The organism is Pseudomonas sp. NUPR-002 (genome assembly GCF_056322725.1).
Window position 1 is genome coordinate 1,495,025 of the sequence record NZ_CM150476.1, and the last position, 16,290, is coordinate 1,511,314.

General features: G+C 61.3%; 11 protein-coding genes and 1 rRNA gene. 4 read left to right on the forward strand and 8 right to left on the reverse strand.

Annotated elements, in window-relative coordinates; genetic code table 11:
• Positions 1-39 precede the first annotated feature (39 nt).
• Positions 40-155: ribosomal RNA gene (gene rrf, locus ACVWSC_RS06960) — 5S ribosomal RNA — on the forward strand.
• Between the two features lie 219 nt (positions 156-374).
• On the opposite strand, the gene ACVWSC_RS06965 is transcribed toward rrf, so the two are convergent.
• Positions 375-680, reverse strand: coding sequence for a hypothetical protein (locus ACVWSC_RS06965; RefSeq protein ID WP_442112646.1), 306 nt, complete (start codon positions 678-680; stop codon positions 375-377).
• Between the two features lie 72 nt (positions 681-752).
• On the reverse strand, positions 753-3,620 hold the full coding sequence (locus ACVWSC_RS06970; RefSeq protein ID WP_442112648.1) for an HD domain-containing phosphohydrolase: 2,868 nt from the start codon (positions 3,618-3,620) through the stop codon (positions 753-755).
• Positions 3,621-3,846: 226 nt separating this feature from the next.
• Between ACVWSC_RS06970 and ACVWSC_RS06975 the strand changes: the two genes are divergently transcribed.
• Together ACVWSC_RS06975 and ACVWSC_RS06980 are read left to right on the forward strand one after the other, a co-directional pair.
• Positions 3,847-4,347, forward strand: a complete 501-nt coding sequence (locus ACVWSC_RS06975) for a sigma-70 family RNA polymerase sigma factor (RefSeq protein ID WP_442112650.1) — start codon at positions 3,847-3,849, stop codon at positions 4,345-4,347.
• Complete coding sequence (locus ACVWSC_RS06980) at positions 4,344-5,288, forward strand: FecR domain-containing protein (protein ID WP_442112652.1); 945 nt, start codon at positions 4,344-4,346, stop codon at positions 5,286-5,288. Before ACVWSC_RS06975 ends, ACVWSC_RS06980 begins: the two co-directional genes overlap by 4 nt.
• Here the strand turns inward: ACVWSC_RS06980 and ACVWSC_RS06985 are convergent.
• The 3 genes from ACVWSC_RS06985 to ACVWSC_RS06995 all read right to left on the reverse strand — a co-directional run bounded on the left by ACVWSC_RS06985 (position 5,258) and on the right by ACVWSC_RS06995 (position 12,615).
• Entirely contained in the window at positions 5,258-8,101 is a 2,844-nt protein-coding gene (locus tag ACVWSC_RS06985; RefSeq protein ID WP_442112654.1) for a M16 family metallopeptidase, read from the reverse strand. The genes ACVWSC_RS06980 and ACVWSC_RS06985 overlap by 31 nt on opposite strands.
• Entirely contained in the window at positions 8,091-9,794 is a 1,704-nt protein-coding gene (locus tag ACVWSC_RS06990; protein ID WP_442112656.1) for an ABC transporter ATP-binding protein/permease, read from the reverse strand. The genes ACVWSC_RS06985 and ACVWSC_RS06990 overlap by 11 nt, the downstream gene beginning before the upstream one ends.
• 67 nt (positions 9,795-9,861) lie before the next feature.
• Entirely contained in the window at positions 9,862-12,615 is a 2,754-nt protein-coding gene (locus ACVWSC_RS06995) for a TonB-dependent receptor plug domain-containing protein (RefSeq protein WP_442112658.1), read from the reverse strand.
• Here ACVWSC_RS06995 and ACVWSC_RS07000 point away from each other — a divergent pair.
• On the forward strand, positions 12,604-12,888 hold the full coding sequence (locus tag ACVWSC_RS07000) for a hypothetical protein (RefSeq protein ID WP_442112660.1): 285 nt from the start codon (positions 12,604-12,606) through the stop codon (positions 12,886-12,888). The genes ACVWSC_RS06995 and ACVWSC_RS07000 overlap by 12 nt on opposite strands.
• Before the next feature lie 111 nt (positions 12,889-12,999).
• On the opposite strand, the gene ACVWSC_RS07005 is transcribed toward ACVWSC_RS07000, so the two are convergent.
• Genes ACVWSC_RS07005 through ACVWSC_RS07015 form a run of 3 tightly spaced genes read right to left on the reverse strand, consistent with a single transcriptional unit; the run spans position 13,000 to position 16,287 of the window.
• Positions 13,000-14,259, reverse strand: coding sequence for a class I SAM-dependent methyltransferase (locus ACVWSC_RS07005; RefSeq protein WP_442112662.1), 1,260 nt, complete (start codon positions 14,257-14,259; stop codon positions 13,000-13,002).
• The gene (locus tag ACVWSC_RS07010) at positions 14,234-15,043 is read right to left on the reverse strand and encodes a DUF1365 domain-containing protein (RefSeq protein WP_442112664.1); all 810 of its coding nucleotides are present in this window, start codon (positions 15,041-15,043) and stop codon (positions 14,234-14,236) included. The genes ACVWSC_RS07005 and ACVWSC_RS07010 overlap by 26 nt, the downstream gene beginning before the upstream one ends.
• The gene (locus ACVWSC_RS07015; RefSeq protein ID WP_442112666.1) at positions 15,040-16,287 is read right to left on the reverse strand and encodes an NAD(P)/FAD-dependent oxidoreductase; all 1,248 of its coding nucleotides are present in this window, start codon (positions 16,285-16,287) and stop codon (positions 15,040-15,042) included. Before ACVWSC_RS07015 ends, ACVWSC_RS07010 begins: the two co-directional genes overlap by 4 nt.
• Positions 16,288-16,290 lie beyond the last annotated feature (3 nt).

Genomic DNA, 16,290 nt, shown 5'->3' on the forward strand with positions numbered 1-16,290 from the left:
CGCTGGAGTGTCTAACAAGACCTTCTGGCAACAGAATTTCTTGACGACCATAGAGCATTGGAACCACCTGATCCCATCCCGAACTCAGCAGTGAAACGATGCATCGCCGATGGTAGTGTGGGGTTTCCCCATGTGAGAGTAGGTCATCGTCAAGATTAAATTCCGAAACCCCTATCTGCGTACGCAGGTAGGGGTTTTGTCTTTTCCGCCGACCAAAATCTGCTGGGATGGGCTTCTTCTGTGGGAGCTGTGGGAGCGGGCTTGCCCCGCGATCGCAATCTGCCTGACACACCGCTATCGCGGGGCAAGCCCGCTCCTACAGGCTGGGGGCACAAAAAAACCACCCCGTGGGGTGGTCTTGTGTTTGCCTAGGCTTAAACGAATGCCTGTGGTGCAACACCTCGAGGCAAGCGGCAGCGATCGGCCTGGGCCGTCAGGCGTTCACGCCAGCTGGCTTTGAAGCAGAACGCAGAAGGCTTCGCCTGGCTTGCCTGACTCGCAAGGCGCTGCTTGCGCAGCTCTGCCAACGAAGGAGTGGCTTTCTTGACTGGGGCCGCGTCGACTTTGTCCAGCGAACGCTGGCACGACTTGCAATCAACCTTGTCGGTTTCAGAAGTGCTGCTGAGATTATTGCCATTGCGGCCGCAAGCGACCGAGTCGCCGCTGGTTGAGTAGTGCATTACCAAAACTGTACATCTCCACACTGTGAACAAAAGCGCCGCTATTTTCGCATAGGTTGGCAGTGGATGCGGCTAAACCTTATCCAGTGCCGTCAGGTACGCCTGGATATCCACGTCGTCGAGCTGTTCAGGCTGAAGGAATTTCTCACCGTACTCGCGATAAACGCCGCTGGTGAGAAACAAGCGAAACAGCTCGGCATCAATGTGATGGTCACGGGCCATGTAGCTGAGGATCGTCAACGACTCTGACAGGGTCTTTGACGCTTTATAAGGGCGGTCCGCTGCGCTTAACGCCTCAAAAATGTCGGCAATCGCAATCACCCGCTCGGCAATGCTCATGTCGTCTTTGCGTAGCCGCCGTGGATAACCGGTGCCGTCCATTTTTTCGTGGTGGTTACCGGCAATGTTCGGTACCCGTTTGAGGTGACGGGGTAAGGGCAGGGTGTTGAGCATGATGATCGTCTGCACAATGTGTTCGTTGATCTTGAAGCGCTCTTCATCCGTTAACGTGCCGCGACGGATGCTGAGGTTGTACAGCTCGCCATAGTTGTAGGCTTGCGCCGGCAAACGCATATCGAAGCCCCAGAGGTTACGCGGATCACCTTTGACTACCGGTGGTTTGCGCTCGCCCCAGGGGACGATGTGATCGTCACGGTCAGCCAGCAAGCGCTCTTGCGCTGGCAGGGCATCGGCTGGCTGGGCGGCCAGGCGCTGCGCTTCGTCGCGGGACAGGCCAAGACGGTTGTCGAAATGCCGTAACCAGTGCCGCGCTCCGATCTGCTGCAAACGTTCGACATCCGTGTCAGACATGAACTCGCCACCAATGTTGGCGTTAGCAATAAAGCTGAACTCATCCTCCAGTTCAGCCTGTCGGTTATGAAGCGTCTGCTCCAGTGCGGGTTGATCGCCGCCTGCGGCTACCCCCTTCCAATAATCCAGCTCAGCGTCGCGCCAGAGCACTTCAAAACGCGTGCGGATTTCGTGGATGCGGTTATACAGCGTCTCCAGTTTGGTGGCCTTGTCGACCACATATTCCGGGCTGGTCACCTTGCCGCAGTCATGCAGCCACGCGGCAATCTTGAACTCGTAGCGTTCCATTGCATTCATGCTGTAGTGGGCATAAGGACCACTCGGGGCCGCAATTACCTTGTCGATGAGCATTTCAGCGAGCTGCGGGACCCGTTGGCAATGCCCGCCGGTATAGGGGCTTTTGGCATCCGTGGCGTCAGCCAGGAGCTTGATGATGGCGTCGAGCAGGCGCTGTTGCGCTTCGATCAGCTGCCGCGTCTCGATCGCTACTGCAGCCGCGCCGGAAAGCTCCTGAACAAAGCGCCGGAACGGTTGCTGCACAGTGCCCGCTTGTTGCTGGGCTTGCCCCAATTGCAGCACCAGAACACCGAGCAATTGCTCGCCGCGGTCGTTCAGCGCAACGGCCAGGTAGTGCGCCTGATCACCCAGGGCGTGCGTGACGGCGGCATCCAGATCGCCGTGGTTGTGGCGAGTCAGCTGCAGTTCGCCAGGATACTCGGCGTCCTGTGAACGAGCCGCCAGTTGCAGGGTGTCGGTGTCGTCGGCAATCAGGTAAACCGCACCCGAGCGGGTTGCGCTGGCTTCCACCAATTGCCCGAGTACCTCGCCGAGCATGTTGTCCAGGTGCGTTTCCCGGCTCAGGGTTAGGGTGATCGCCTGGAAGTTGTTAATGGTGCGAGACATGCTGCCAAGCACCTGACTCAGTTCGCGAACCTCGTTGATCCGTGATTTCACACCGACCTTGCGGCTGAAATCAAAATTGCTCAGAGCCTGTACTTGCTGGGTCAGCTTCTGCAGCGGCTTGGCAATACGTTGGGCGAGTAACCAGCCCACAATCAGCAGCAAAACGATCAAGGCCGCCGTCCACAGCACTTGTTCAAGCAGCATCTGGCGTGCCCCGATCAGCAGCTCGGCAGCCGGTACAGCGATCAGCAAGTGGATGTCGTGTTGGGCAAAGGTCGATAGCGGCACGCGCATTCCATACCAGGCCTGGCCTCCCGACATGTAGCGTCTGGGGCCGGTACTTTGCTGATTGTTGTTGAACAATTGATTCAGGCTGTCCACGCCTAACTCATCAAGGCGCGACAACCGCAGGCTTTCACCCTCCTGGACCAACACCCGTTGCAGATCCGGGTAGGTCAGCACCGTGCCCGAACTGTCCACCACTGCCATCTCAGTGCCGGGGCTGATGTTCAAGTCATCAATGCCACTGCCAAGGTCATTCACCGAAGCATCCATACCCAGCACGACGGCGCCATCAATGCTGCGCTGCGACAAGGTCAGGCCGATCTCGCGGGTGGTGAAGAACACATACGGCTTGGTCAAAGCGGTCGACGCAGCGTTCATGCCCGAGACGAACCAGGGGCGGGTGCGCGGATCGAAGTGGTAATCGGCTTTGATCTGATGCTGCAGCAGCGACAATTGCGCGTCGTAGAAGCGCCATTCGCCGAGCGGTTGTCCGCGATTATCGAGACTGATGCTCTGGACGAGGTAGGCTGCCTCCGTGGGCGCTTGCAGGTGCTGTTTGACCGCCTCATCGCGCAGCACGCGCACCAGCAGGAATTCGCCGTTTGGATAGCCTGCGTACACCGCGCTGAGCATCTTGTTGGCATTCAGGCTGGCCACTAGCAACGGCAAGCGCTCAAGTCGCTGCGCTAACGTGCTGGCTTTGGAAAGCGGGTCATAAGCCAGTAACTGGATAGAGCTGAGCGCCGGGTCGAGCAAGCGTCGGGCCCGTTCGTTGATGGTGCGGCTCAGCTGCTGCGCAGTGTCTGCAGAGGCGCTGAGCAACGCCTGCTGCATACCCACATAGCTTTTGTAGGCGAGCACCCCACCTAGTACGAGGGTGCTGAGCATGATGGCCAGCGCGATAAGCACCCGTAGAGAGAAGCCGCGACTGGCGTTGTTCATGGCTGGGGATCCTGGCTTGTCACTCGTGGTGATGATCGCTGCTGAACAAATCGCGGCGTACGCGTACGACTCTAGACCAGCAACCGCACAGCTGCACGGCTGCTGCTGAAGGCTTTTTTGCGGGAAATCCCGGTGGCATCGCTGACATCAAGATGATGGCGTTTTGCGTTCCAATTGCGCCAAATAATGATTATCATTAGCGATTATTTTTTGCGCCTAATTGATCATGCCTAGCAAGGATGTAGTCGTCAGCCTCTATCAGAATCACAGTGGCTGGCTCAAAGGATGGTTGCAACAACGCCTCGGGTGTTCCAGTGATGCCGCGGATCTGGCCCACGACATCTTCGTCAAGGTACTGCAGCGCAACCTTGAAGACTTACGCGAACCGCGTGCTTTTCTCAGAACCATCGCCCACGGCCTGATGGTAGATAAAGTGCGTCGCAAGGAGCTTGAGCGAGCCTACCTGGCAACCTTGCAACACCTGCCTGAAGCCTTGGCCGCGTCCCCTGAGTTGACCTGCTCGATGCTCGAGAGCTTGTTCGCGCTGGATCGTATGTTGGCCAGTTTGCCGGCCAAGGTGCGCCAGGCGTTCTTGCTCTGCCAGGTAGATGGCCTGAAGTACGCTGAAGCGGCTGAACGCCTCGGTGTCACTGTCAGCTCGGTCAAGAAGTACATGCACACCGCGCTGTTGCGCTGTCTGGAACTGGAGTTGGAGCTTGAGCCATGACCGCGCCGCATGAGCAGCAGAGCCTGAGTGAAGCGCTGAACTGGCTGATCGAACTGCGTGAAGCGCAGGACGGTGACCCCCGCTACCACCGCTGGCAAGCCTGGTTGGCGCAAAGCAGCCAGAACCGCCAAGCCTGGCAGCGTGTTGAAACCCTGGGCCAACGGCTCTCCGGTGCGCAAGGCCGGTCGATGCTTCACGCTGTGCGCACCGCTCCGGCCCATACGTCGCGTCGCGCCTTCGTTGGCAAGCTGTGCCTGCTGCTCGGTGGTGCTGGCACCCTGGGCTACAGTGGGCAGCAACTGCTCTGGCCGCAGCTCAGCGCCGGTTACCACACCGCTACCGGTGAACTGCGTAACCTGACCTTGGCCAACCAGCTTCAACTCACCCTGAACACTGCCACAGCACTGGATGTTGAAGCTGACGTTCAGCGTACGCGGATTGATTTGCTGCAAGGCGAGATCATGGTCGATTCGCGTCAGGTGGCCTCTGAACCGACCCAGGTCCACCTGGCACGGATGAACATCTGGGCAGGGCAGGCGCGCTTTTCGGTGCGTGCGCTGGCAGGGGAACCACAGCGGGTGAGCGTTTACCAAGGGCAACTGAACGTGAACATCGGCGTTCAAGAGCATCCGCTTGCCGCCGGCCAGCAACTGCTGATTTCGCCCAGCGATGTTCGCCGCCAGGTCTTGCCGTTGGCTTCGGATGCCTGGGTCCGCAGCCTGTTGATCACCGACGGCATGCCTTTGTCGCTGTTCACCCGCGAGCTGGACCGCTACCGCAGTGGCCGCCTGCACTGCGACCCGGAAGTCGCAGCGCTGCGGGTTTCCGGTGCTTTCGATGTGAAGCAGCCGGAGCAGGTACTGGCCACGCTCAGCCAGGTGTTGCCGGTCAAGGTGCAATACCGCACTCGCTACTGGGCAACGCTGGTGCCTGCGGTCTGAACATCCGCGCCGGCCGGCGCCAGGATGAACAGTTTCGGGTGGCGTCCCAGCAGGGTTTTGCACAAGGCATTGATGCTGGAGAGCTGCAGATCGCGCACGCGCTGCGGCGCTTGTTCAAGGCTTTTGAAATCATCATCGACCATCGCCACTTGCGCCAAGGCCTGCGCCCAGTAGATGGCACTGCGGCGTTGCTGTGTCAGCTCGTTGAGTTGCGCCTGACGCACCTGCTGCAATTCGCTCTGGCTGATACCGTGCTCAGCCAGCGTCGCCACCACGGCCTGGGCTTGTGCGGTCAAAGCGTCCGCGCGCTCGGCAGCGCTGGTGAAGTTCAGGCGCGCCAGGTAATAGGCTGTCGGCAAGCGGGTCAGTAGCTGGCTGAAGCCGATGGTGTACGTCCCGGAGGCCTCCTCGCGAATCGCCTGGCGCAGGCGTTGATTGGCCACTTTGTCTACCAGGCCTAGCATCAGCACATCGTCGGCACTCCAGCTGGCCGGGCTGCTGTACAGCAGGTTGACCATGGTTTTCGGGCTGCTCGACCACGGGTAGCGGTGTTCCATGCTGTGCTGCAGTGGTTGAACGCCCACATCACGCCACTGCGGTGCAGGCCCGGGTGCGGCAGGCAAGCTGGCCAGCCAGGTGCGCGACAATTCCTTTACCCGCTCTAGAACCATCGGGCCGCTGACTACCAGGGTCATGCCTTGGCGTACGCTGAAGCGATCACGGTACACCTGACGCAATTGCTCGATTTCGAATGTGCGCCAGGGGCCTTGAGCATCACTGACCAGACGCTGACCGTTGCTGTAGGCCGTGCGGTTGATTGCATCCATGAAGCGCCGCTCAGCCGGCTGGTTGTCCAGGCTGGTGCTGTAGCCTTGACGCATTTCTTGCAGGCGGTCGGCATCAAAGCGCGGTGCCGTGAGTTTCAGATTGAGCAGTTTGAACAGGGTTTCCAGTTCATCGGCCGGTGCGCTGCCACGCATACCGTGGAACAGGCTTTCGCTGAAGGGCTTCAATTGCACTTGGCTGGTCTGCCCCAGGCGGGCCAGCTGCAGCGCGGAGTAGTCACCGTAACCACTGCGTTCTGCCAGGCTGATCGACCAGTTGGACACGCCCGCCTGTGCGATAGGGTCGAGTGATGAGCCGCCGAACTGGTGCAGCTCCAGGCGTACGTTATCTTGCAGCGCGGGATCGGCCTTGACGATGACCCGCAGGCCATTGCCCAGTTGCCACTGCACGGCGCCGACTTCGTTGATCGGCGCTACTTGGCTCAGACTGCCCGCTGCAGGGGGTGTCACCTTCAGGGTCTGGGGTCGTGCGGTATGTGGGAAAGGCCCTGGTTGGCTGGCGAGGGCTTGTTGCCAAAGCGCTGCCCATTGCGCTTCGTTGTGTTTCGCACTGTCGCCCTTTGGCCCTACCAGCGCCAGGCGCGGTGATGCGTCACTGAGTAATTCACTCACGGCAGCTTGCAGGTGCAGTGCACCGATGTTCGGGAGCCAGGCTTGCGTCATCTGCCATTGTTGGCGCTTGTCGAACAGCGGCATCTGGAACTCGACCGCTTGCGCAATGCCGTCGGCCAGCACCTGATTGCTATAGCGCTGCTGACCCGCCGCCTGGTTTTCCAGCTTTTCCGTCAGGCGCTGTTTGGCCGCTGCCAGCTCCTGCTCGCTCACAGGCTGGCGCGCCATACGCTGCAGTTCGGTGAACAGTTGCTCGCTGGCTTTGGCGTAGTTGGTGTCGCGTGGGTGCAGCACCATGCGGTATTGGCTGCGTCGGGCATCGAGCAAAATCGCGCGTTCGGCAACGCCGGCCTGGCTGAACAGGCCTTGCTCGACCAACAAGTCCAGGCGCTCATCCAGCACACTCAACCACAAGGCATCGATCAGGTCGCGCCATTGTCCATTCTGACTGTCCAGCGCGGCGGGCAGGTTACGTTGCAGCACCAGTTGCAGCATGCGCTGACCCTGTTCGGCATCGAACACCGAGGTCACCCGCAAGGCCTTGTCGCCACGAAATTTCGCCGCGCTTGAGGCTGGCGCGCTGCCGCGTGGCTGGGCACCGAACAGGGTGTCGATGCGTCCGCGTAATTGCGCCTGGTCAAAGCGCCCGACCAGCAGCAAGGTCATGCGCTGGGGCTGGTACCAATCGCGGTAGTAGGCTTGCGCCTGCTCGACCGGGGCGTGACGAATAACCTCAAGGTCGCCGATCGGGTTGCGGTTCTGGTAATCGCTGTTTTGGTAGAGCAGGTCGTCAATGCGCTGATTGATGCGCTGCCCGACGCCCTGGCGCAAGCGCCATTCCTCGACGATCACCTCGCGCTCGGCCTCGAAGGCGGCCGGGTCGAAACTCAAATGGGCGGCCCAGTCGGCCATCAGGCGCAAGGCGAGGTCGGTATGGCTGCTGTCATCCTCTGCCAACGAGATTTTGTACTGGGTGCTGTTGAAGCTTGTTGCGGCGTTGATGTCGGGCCCCAGACTGATACCCAGACGCTCCAGCGCCGCCAGCCCGGCTTTGCCGGGGAAGTGCTGGCTGCCCTTGAACGCCATATGCTCGACAAAATGCGCCAGCCCGCGCTGTTGCGGGCTTTCCTGCAGTGAGCCGCTGCCGACCAGCAGGCGCAGTTCCAGGCCATCGGACTCGCGGGGGACCAGCATCACGCGCATGCCGTTGGCCAACTGGTAGTCCTGCAGTTCAGGCCTGGCGGGCAATTCTGCACGAGGCGCACTGGGCGCCGGGGTTGTGGCCTGCGGCACTACGGCTGTACCACAGGCGGTCAGCAGCAGCGTGCTGATTAGCAAAAGGGGTTTAAGACTCATGAGCAAAGCGTTCCTCGCAAGGTTGAAGCACGGTATGCAGATCAAGGACGTGGTCGGCCTGAGCGGCGAGATGCGGTTGATGGCTGACCAACAGGATCGCGCTGCTGCGCAAGTGCTGACGCACTACACCCAGCAGGGTGCTGGCGGCTGCGGGGTCAAGCGCTGACAGCGTTTCATCGAGCAGCAGCAGGGCGGGGCGGTTGAGTAACAGGCGGGCAATCAGCAGGCGCTGGCGTTCGCCGCCAGACAAGCACTGCTGCCAGTCCTGGCTCTGCGCCACATCAGCAAAGCGCTGGCCCATGCCCACTGCGTCCAGCGCCCAGTGCAATTGTTGCTGGCTGAAGGTGCCGCTCAGGCTCGGATAGGTCAGCAGGTCGGCCAGCGAGCCATCGCCCAGGTAAGGGTCCTGAGGCACCCAGAACACCGGCGCGCGCGTCATCAGACGGCCTTGGTAGTGCGGCCAGAAACCGGCAAGGCAGCGCAGCAGTGTCGATTTACCCAAGCCGGAGCGGCCACAAAGCAGGGTCAACGTGCCTGGCTGCAGGTGCAGCGCCACTGCAGGCAGCAAGGGCGAACCATCGCTGCGCTGAATCGACAGCTCTGCCTCCAGCATCGTTGTACCGCTAGATGAGGGCGATGTGCTCGGTGCTGGCAACGGCTCGTCCAGCAGGGTGACAAAGCCATGCAGGCGCTCGACACATGCCGCCCAGGCGGCGATGTCGCGGTAGGCGTAGATAAACCAGCTCAATGCGCCCGCGACCTGGCCGAACGCCGACTGGATACGCATCAAACCACCCAGTTGCAGTTCGCCGGAGAGAAACTTGGGCAAGGCGAAAAACAGCGGTGCCAGAATGGTCGCCTGCTGGTAGCCGACCGTGAAAAAAGCCAGGTTGCGTTCCGCCCGCATCAGGCCATACCAGTTGCTGATCACTTCACCGAAGCGCAGGCGCAAGGCTTCACGGTCATGGGCCTGGCCTTGGTGACCAGCGATCGCATCGGCGTGGCGGCGGCGAAACATCAGCGCGCTGCGGTAGTCGGCTTCGCGGTGTTGCTGGCGCACGTTCAGGCCCGGCAGGGCGGCGCCGATCCAATGGGTCAGGGCAATGCCGACCAGGGTGTACGCCAGGCAAACCCAGACCATGTAGCCCGGCAAGCGGTACGAGTCGCCGGCGACGCTGAAGGTCAAAGCCCCCGACAACGTCCAGAGAATACTGACGAACGAGATCAGCGTAACCACTGAGCGGGTGAACGACAGCAGCAGCTTGAGCGAGTGTTCGAGCATCAGCCGCACGTCATCGGCGATACGCTGGTCAGGGTTGTCGGGCTCGCGGTTTTGCAACTGCAGGCGGTAGTGCTGGCCGTCTGGTGAGAGCCAGCGGGTGCACAGGTGTTCGGTCAGCCAGCCTCGCCAGCGGATCAGCAGTTGCTTGCGCAGGTAGTCGGCATACACCACCACCAGAATCATCGCCGCCACCAGGCCGACGAAGCTGTACAGCAGTGGGTACAGGGTGTTGCCGTCGAGTGCTTGCAAGGCGTTGTAGAAATCGCCGTTCCACTGGTTCAGGCGCACGGTAATCGCCACCCCCAGCAGGGTCAGGGCAATGACCGTGGCGAGCAGCAACCAGGCCGGTAACGCTGCCCGCGAGCGCCAGAAGGGGCCAGTGATGGCCCAGAATTGTCGAAGTCGTATCATCAGGATCCACGGCCCTCGCCGAGCCGCTCCGTAAAGTAAGGAGGCGGCCCCGCAGGGCCGCGTGGGCTCAGAAGTCGTAGGTCAGCCCCAGCCAGACCTGACGCCCCGGCTGGTAGATCTTGTAGGTGTTACCGCCCCACGACAGGGTGTCGCTCTGGTTCTTGGTGTTGAGCAGGTTGTTGATCTGAGCGTTGAAGCCCAGGCCGTGTGCGAACGCCGGCTTCCACTGCACGTTGGTGTCCCAGCGCCACAGCGAACCAATGCGTGCCGAGCTGTACTTGCGTACCCGCAGGTTGCTGTCGGGCAGCGGGTAATAGCCGTCTACGCCGGTGTCGTGCTTGTACACCTGGTCGCGGCTGCTCTCCCAGGTCAGGCGGTTGAACAGCGACACGCCGTAATCCTGCCAGTTTGCTTGCCAGTCGACGTTGAGCTTCCACGGTGCGTTGAAGTCGCTGGCGGGCAGGTCTTTGGCATCGATCACTTTGCCTTCGAACCAGGCTTTGCTCGGGTCCAGCTTCATGCTCAGGTCGATGTCGCTGTAGCCCAGCTCAAGCGCGGTGTCGCTGTGGGTGCGTTGCCAGGCCAGGGCGGCGCTGAAACGGTGCTCGGCATACAAGGCGCGCAACGGTTCGATCATGCTAACGCTCAGGTAAACGTTATCGCTGTCGGTTTTGCTGTCGTTGACGAATTCCTTGATCCCGCGCTCGCCACGGACGCGGCTGTCCGGGTACTTGGGCCGGCTGCGCACTTCGTTGCGATGCTTGCGGTTGACGTACTGAATCGCCCACAGGCTGTTGCCCCAACGCTGGTCCAGGCCGAGCATCAATTCATCGCTATAGGGCGTCTTCAGTTTATCCAGCCCTTCGTAATCCGGTGTCGCATCCCAGGTGCCGTCGCCGGTGTCGATCATCGGCCAGCAGTCTTCGTAGCAGTGTTTCAGCCCGCCGTTCTGCGCGCCGTACAGCGCATAGGTGAGCATGGAACTGCCGTAGTAACGGTTGGCACCGGCCTTGAGCACCGTCGCGCCGTTGCCAAAGGCATCGAACGACACCGACAGACGCGGCGCCACGTTGTTCTGGTCGATGAAGTCGTCGCGATCCAGGCGCAGGCCCGGGCGCACGGTCAGGCGGCCCCAGTCCATCTCGTTTTCGGCGAACAGGTAGTAACTGGTGTAGCGGGTGCTGGAAGAACCGGCGAAGAATGCATCCACCTGGCGCAACCGGATGTACTCTTCGAACATGTCGTAGTTGGCAGCGAAATAGGTCTCTTCGCGTTCGAACTTGGCATCGACATGATTGAGCCCGGCACCGAGAGTCACGCGGTGCCCTAGCCCGGCAGCGAACACGCGGTCGAAGGCGAACTGCCCGGACAATTCTGCCGTGTCCTGGTAACTGTTGAGGCTACCGGGGCCGCCGTAGTTATAGGTGATGGGGTTGCGCCAATCGGTGTAGTCCAGCAACGACACACGGTAGTCGGTGTCGCTGTCACGGATGTCGGTCATGTGCCGGTAGCTGGCATTGAGATCCAGTTGCCCCAGCGACGTCAGGTGTTCCAGCTTGAGCATACTGGCCAGGCCATCATGGCTGTTGTGGTAGCCGGAGTTGGCCACGGTGTTCTGGAACATCTGCTCCTCATAACCGGAGTACAGCACCGTCCAGTGCACGGTGGTTTCCGGGGCCGCATACCAGCTGAACTTGGTTGACAGGTTGTCGGACTGGCGGCGTTGCAGGCGGTTACGGGCCGGGTAATCGAAGTCGCTCAGCACGCCGTCCGTGTACTCAAGGCCCGTTCCACCCAGGTCGCGCATGGGGATCTTCGAGTCCCGCCGCGAAGCACTGATGACCACCCCGAGGTTTTCCGCCAGTTGCGTTTCGGCCCACAAGCCGTAGTCACTTTTCTGGTAGCTGGGCTGGAAGCGCGACGGGTGCGACATGCTGTTGTTGGAACTGTCGAAATCCAGGCGGTCATCGGTGAAGGTGGTGTTCCAGTCGGCGTCGGTGTGGCGGTAATACAGTTGCCCGGCCTGGCCACCGCGCCAACTGCGCGAGGTAGCTTCCACCACGCCGCCGGTGAATCCGCTGTAGCGCGCGGAAATGTTCGAGTCGTGCACCTCCAGGCTGTCGATCAGGCGGCTGTCGAGGTAGAACCCCTGCTCACTGGACGTGCCTGAAGCCATGGTCACGCCATTACCGGCGTCCACGGGGTCGAGGTCGTTGTTCATGCGCATGCCGTCGAGGCTGAACAAGCCCTGGTACGGGCGTGAGCCATGGATGGAGATCGAGTCGGGTTTGATCTCGCCTTGGCTCAGGCCGTTCTGGCTGCTGTTGGAAAACTGCACCACGGGGTGGCTGCGCAACAGGTCGGTGAGGTTACTGTTGGCCTGCGGGCGCTGTTCGATCTGCTCGGAGGTCAGCCTGAACGGGTGGGCGAAGCGGTTTTCCTCCTGTACTTCCGGGATGGTGACATTGGTGCTGGGCAGGCGAACGCTGTCTGCCTGCCAGCCTTTGTGCGCCTTGACCAGGTAACCGCCATCGACCGCTTCATAGGTCAACCCGCTGCCTTCCAGCAACAACTGCAGGCCAGAGGCCGGGGTGAAGTTGCCTTGCAACGGTTGTGCTTCAAGCTTGTCGACCAGGCGGGCATCGAAGGCCAGGCGAATCCCGGCGTGCTCGGCAAAGCGCGCAAGGCTTAGCCCCAGCGGCCCGGCGGGCAAGGAGAAATAGCGTTTTTCAGCCGACTGCTCGGCCTGCACAGCAGGCGCAGCAGCGAGTAACAATGAAGCACACAGCAAAGACGGAAGGTGTGGGTGATGGCGGAACATCAATCGGGGATCCTATGCAGTCTCGATGCAATTCCACCGAAGTGGAAATCATTATCGATTGCTATGCCGATCCAGATTGAAAAAGGGACAAAGCCATCCCGTAAATTTTTGGTTCTTCACGGATTGTCGGGGATGGATTGGCTCCTGCATCCGGCCCTGCCGGTGGGAGCGGGCTTGCCCCGCGATGCAGTGTCATTGGCGAAATACGATCGCGGGGCAAGCCCGCTCCTACAGTTCCGAACGCTGTCGCGCGATCCGCGCAGCGAGGGGTAAGAACAAGGCCCAGATCGGCGCCAACAGCAGGCCGGTGTGCGCCCAGCACACATGCCCACCAGCCAACCTGCAACCACAAGGCGTTGCCGATGATCCATCCGCGGCGCATGTTCACTCGCCCGGCAACGGTGCCCGACGTGCCTTCGGCGTAGCCCACAGTAACTGCGCCACGCTGATCGCACGCTCTTCGAAGCCGCCTTGGCAGTAGCACAGGTAGAACTCCCACAGGCGCTGGAAGATGTCGTCGTAACCCAACTCCGTCAGCGCCGTGCGCGCCTGACGCAGGTTGTCGCGCCAATGGCGCAGGGTGCGTGCGTAGTCCTGGCCGAAGTCTTCCAACTGCACCAGGTTCAGCGCGGTCTGGCGGCTGGCGGTGTCGAGCATCACGCTCAGCGAAGGCAGCGCGCCACCGGGGAAGATGTAGCGCTGGATGAAGTCCACAGAGCGGCGCGCCTGGGTATAGCGCTGGTCGCGAATGGTGATGGCTTGCAACAGCATCAGGCCATCGTCCTTGAGCAACGACTCGCACTGGCGGAAGTAGGTGGGCAGGTAGCGGTGGCCGACGGCTTCAATCATCTCGATTGAAACCAGTTTGTCGAATCGCCCGCGCAGGTCGCGGTAGTCCTCGCGCAGCACCGTGATGCGCTGCTCCAGGCCCAGCGCCTTCACTCGTTGGCGCGTATGCGCATATTGCGCGTCGGAGAGTGTCGTGGTGGTGACCCGGCAGCCGTGGCGAGTAGCGGCATGGATGGCCAGGCTGCCCCAGCCGCTGCCAATTTCCAGAAGATGCTCGTCGGGCTTGAGTTCAAGCTTCTGGCAGATGCGCTCAAGCTTGTTCAACTGGGCCTCTTCCAAGGTCTGCTCAGCATGTTCGAACTGCGCGGCGGAGTACATCATGGTTGGGTCGAGCAGGCGCTCGAACAAGGCGTTGCCCAAGTCGTAATGGGCAAGAATGTTGCGTCGAGCCCCCCGCAGGCTGTTGCGGTTGAGCCGGTGCAGCAGGCGCAGGGCTGGACGCCCAAGACGCGCCAGCCCGCTTTCCATCGCGTCGAGCACATCCAGGTTGGCAACGAACAGACGGGTCACCGCTGCCAGGTCAGGGCTGCGCCAGTAACCGTGGATGTAGCCTTCCCCCGAGCCAATCGAACCATTGCTGGCAATCAGGCTCCAGGCCGCGTCCTCAAGGATCTCCACCTCAGCTTGCAACGGGCTGGCCGGGTCGCCAAAGCTCCATTGTTGCCCCCTGCTGAGCACTCGCAGATGCCCCAGGCGCAACCGGCGTAACTGAGCGAGTACGGCGTTTCTGGCGAGGCCGCCAAGCAAGGGGATGATACCTGCGGACTTGCTAACGCTCAGGGTGGGATCGGACATTATCGGAGTCCTCGCGGGGGTGGCCGAGCACCAGGTTGCCCCGGCTGGCGGTGTGATCGTGGACGGGGGTGCGCTTGAGCAAAAGGCGCAGGGCTTGCCAGTAAATGGCTGAGACGGTACGCAGGCTCATCCACGGGAAGGTCAGGATGTGGCGATGCAAGGCGGCGCGATTCAGTGGTAGGCGTTGCAGTGCCAGGTCGGCTTCGAACACTTTGTGCTCCGCACGCCAATTTTCCATGTGGATGCGCAGGCGGTGTTCATCGAGCAGGACGCGCACGTGGTAATCCATGTCCGGCGGCAGGAACGGTGAGACGTGGAAAGCCTTGGCCACGATGAACGCGCCTCCCCGGCCTTCCTGCACCGGCAGCACATAGTGAAAACGTTCGCGCCAAGGCGTGTTGCGAACCTCCAGCAGGATCGCCGCCAGTTGCCCATCCAGCTCATGGCAGAAATAGAAACTGACCGGGTTGAACGACACCCCCCAGCAGCGCGGCTGGGTCAGCAGGTGCACGGCGCCCTCGGGGAGGCGCCCGGTGGCCTGTTCGACCAGCAGGCGTGCGGCTTGGGCCAAGGGTTCACCGTTGCGGGTGAGCTGTGGCAAGTAATCGGTCTGGCGCCAGCTCAGGGGTGCCCACCGCGAGCGACCTAACCAGCAAGACAGGCTCAGCAACCAGGGTTGCTCATCCAGGTCCAGGTAGAACATGCCGACCCGATAGCGGAAGGCATGCTGGCGAGGCGTCAGGCGCCGATGACTGACCCAGCCTTGGCACAGGCGACTGTTCATAGGCGCTCTCCGAAGCACTGCGCCACCTGCAACGCGCTGAGCACGCCGTCTTCATGAAAGCCATTGCCCCAATAGGCGCCGCAGTAATAGCTGTGCTGGCAACCCTGCAGTTCAGCGTGGCGGGCCTGGGCGGTGAGGGCGGTGAGGCTGTATTGCGGGTGGGCATAGTTGAAGCGGGCGAGGACCTGCGCCGGATCCACCTGGGCGTTTTGGTTGAGGCTCACACAGAAGGTGACGGGCGCTTCGATCCCCTGGAGGATGTTCATGTCGTAAGTCAGCGCTGCGCCAGCGTGCTGCGGGTCGCCCAGGCGATAGTTCCAGCTAGCCCAGGCCTTGCGCCGGCGGGGTAGCAGGCGGGTGTCGGTATGCAGCAGCACCTCATTGTCTGCGTAGGTAATGGCACCCAGCACCGCGCGCTCGTCCATACTCGGCGCACCCAGCAGCGCCAGGGCCTGGTCACTGTGGCAGGCGAACACAACGGCGTCGAAACGCTGCGTTCCTGCTGCGCTGAGCAGGGTGACACCCGCCTCGTCGCGGTCGACCCGATGGACCGGGCAATTCAAACGGATGCGCTCAGCGAAAGGCCGGCACAAGGGCGCCAGGTAGCTACGCGAGCCCCCCTCGATCACCCGCCATTGCGGCCGCTGGTTCACCGACAGCAGGCCGTGGTTGCGGCAAAAGCGCACGAAGAACTGCAACGGGAAAGCGAGCATGTCAGCCCGCGACATCGACCAGATCGCCGAGCCCATTGGCATGATGTAGTGATCGATGAAGCGCTGCCCATAACCCTTTGCCCTGAGGTAGCTACCGAGGGTGGCGGAGTCGTCGATACGTTGTTGGTCAAAGTCCGCGAGAACCTGACGATTGAAGCGCAGGATGTCTCGCAGCATGCCCCAGAAGCCGGGTGATAGCAGGTTGCGGCGTTGGGCGAACAAGGTATCCAGCGTGTGACCGTTGTACTCGAAACCCGTATTTGGCTCATGCACCGAAAAGCTCATTTCGGTGGGGCGCGTAGCGACCTGCAGGTGCTTGAGCAGGTTGATGAAGTGCGGGTAGGTCCAATCGTTGAAGACGATGAAGCCGGTGTCTATCGCATACGCTTGACCTTGGCATTGCACATCAACGGTATGGGTGTGGCCGCCCACCCAGGGGGCGGACTCGAACACCGTGACCTCATGCTGGCGCGACAGCAAATAGGCGCAGGTCAAGCCGGAGATGCCACTGCCAATGATTGCAATACGCATGAG

What these genes read in the sequence shown, in the direction of transcription:
- ACVWSC_RS06965 (WP_442112646.1), bottom strand. Translation starts at nt 680, where the DNA reads ATGCACTACTCAACCAGCGGCGACTCGGTCGCTTGCGGCCGCAATGGC.
- ACVWSC_RS06970 (WP_442112648.1), bottom strand. Translation starts at nt 3,620, where the DNA reads ATGAACAACGCCAGTCGCGGCTTCTCTCTACGGGTGCTTATCGCGCTG.
- ACVWSC_RS06975 (WP_442112650.1), top strand. Translation starts at nt 3,847, where the DNA reads ATGCCTAGCAAGGATGTAGTCGTCAGCCTCTATCAGAATCACAGTGGC.
- ACVWSC_RS06980 (WP_442112652.1), top strand. Translation starts at nt 4,344, where the DNA reads ATGACCGCGCCGCATGAGCAGCAGAGCCTGAGTGAAGCGCTGAACTGG.
- ACVWSC_RS06985 (WP_442112654.1), bottom strand. Translation starts at nt 8,101, where the DNA reads ATGAGTCTTAAACCCCTTTTGCTAATCAGCACGCTGCTGCTGACCGCC.
- ACVWSC_RS06990 (WP_442112656.1), bottom strand. Translation starts at nt 9,794, where the DNA reads ATGATACGACTTCGACAATTCTGGGCCATCACTGGCCCCTTCTGGCGC.
- ACVWSC_RS07000 (WP_442112660.1), top strand. Translation starts at nt 12,604, where the DNA reads ATGGCGGAACATCAATCGGGGATCCTATGCAGTCTCGATGCAATTCCA.
- ACVWSC_RS06995 (WP_442112658.1), bottom strand. Translation starts at nt 12,615, where the DNA reads ATGTTCCGCCATCACCCACACCTTCCGTCTTTGCTGTGTGCTTCATTG.
- ACVWSC_RS07005 (WP_442112662.1), bottom strand. Translation starts at nt 14,259, where the DNA reads ATGTCCGATCCCACCCTGAGCGTTAGCAAGTCCGCAGGTATCATCCCC.
- ACVWSC_RS07010 (WP_442112664.1), bottom strand. Translation starts at nt 15,043, where the DNA reads ATGAACAGTCGCCTGTGCCAAGGCTGGGTCAGTCATCGGCGCCTGACG.
- ACVWSC_RS07015 (WP_442112666.1), bottom strand. Translation starts at nt 16,287, where the DNA reads ATGCGTATTGCAATCATTGGCAGTGGCATCTCCGGCTTGACCTGCGCC.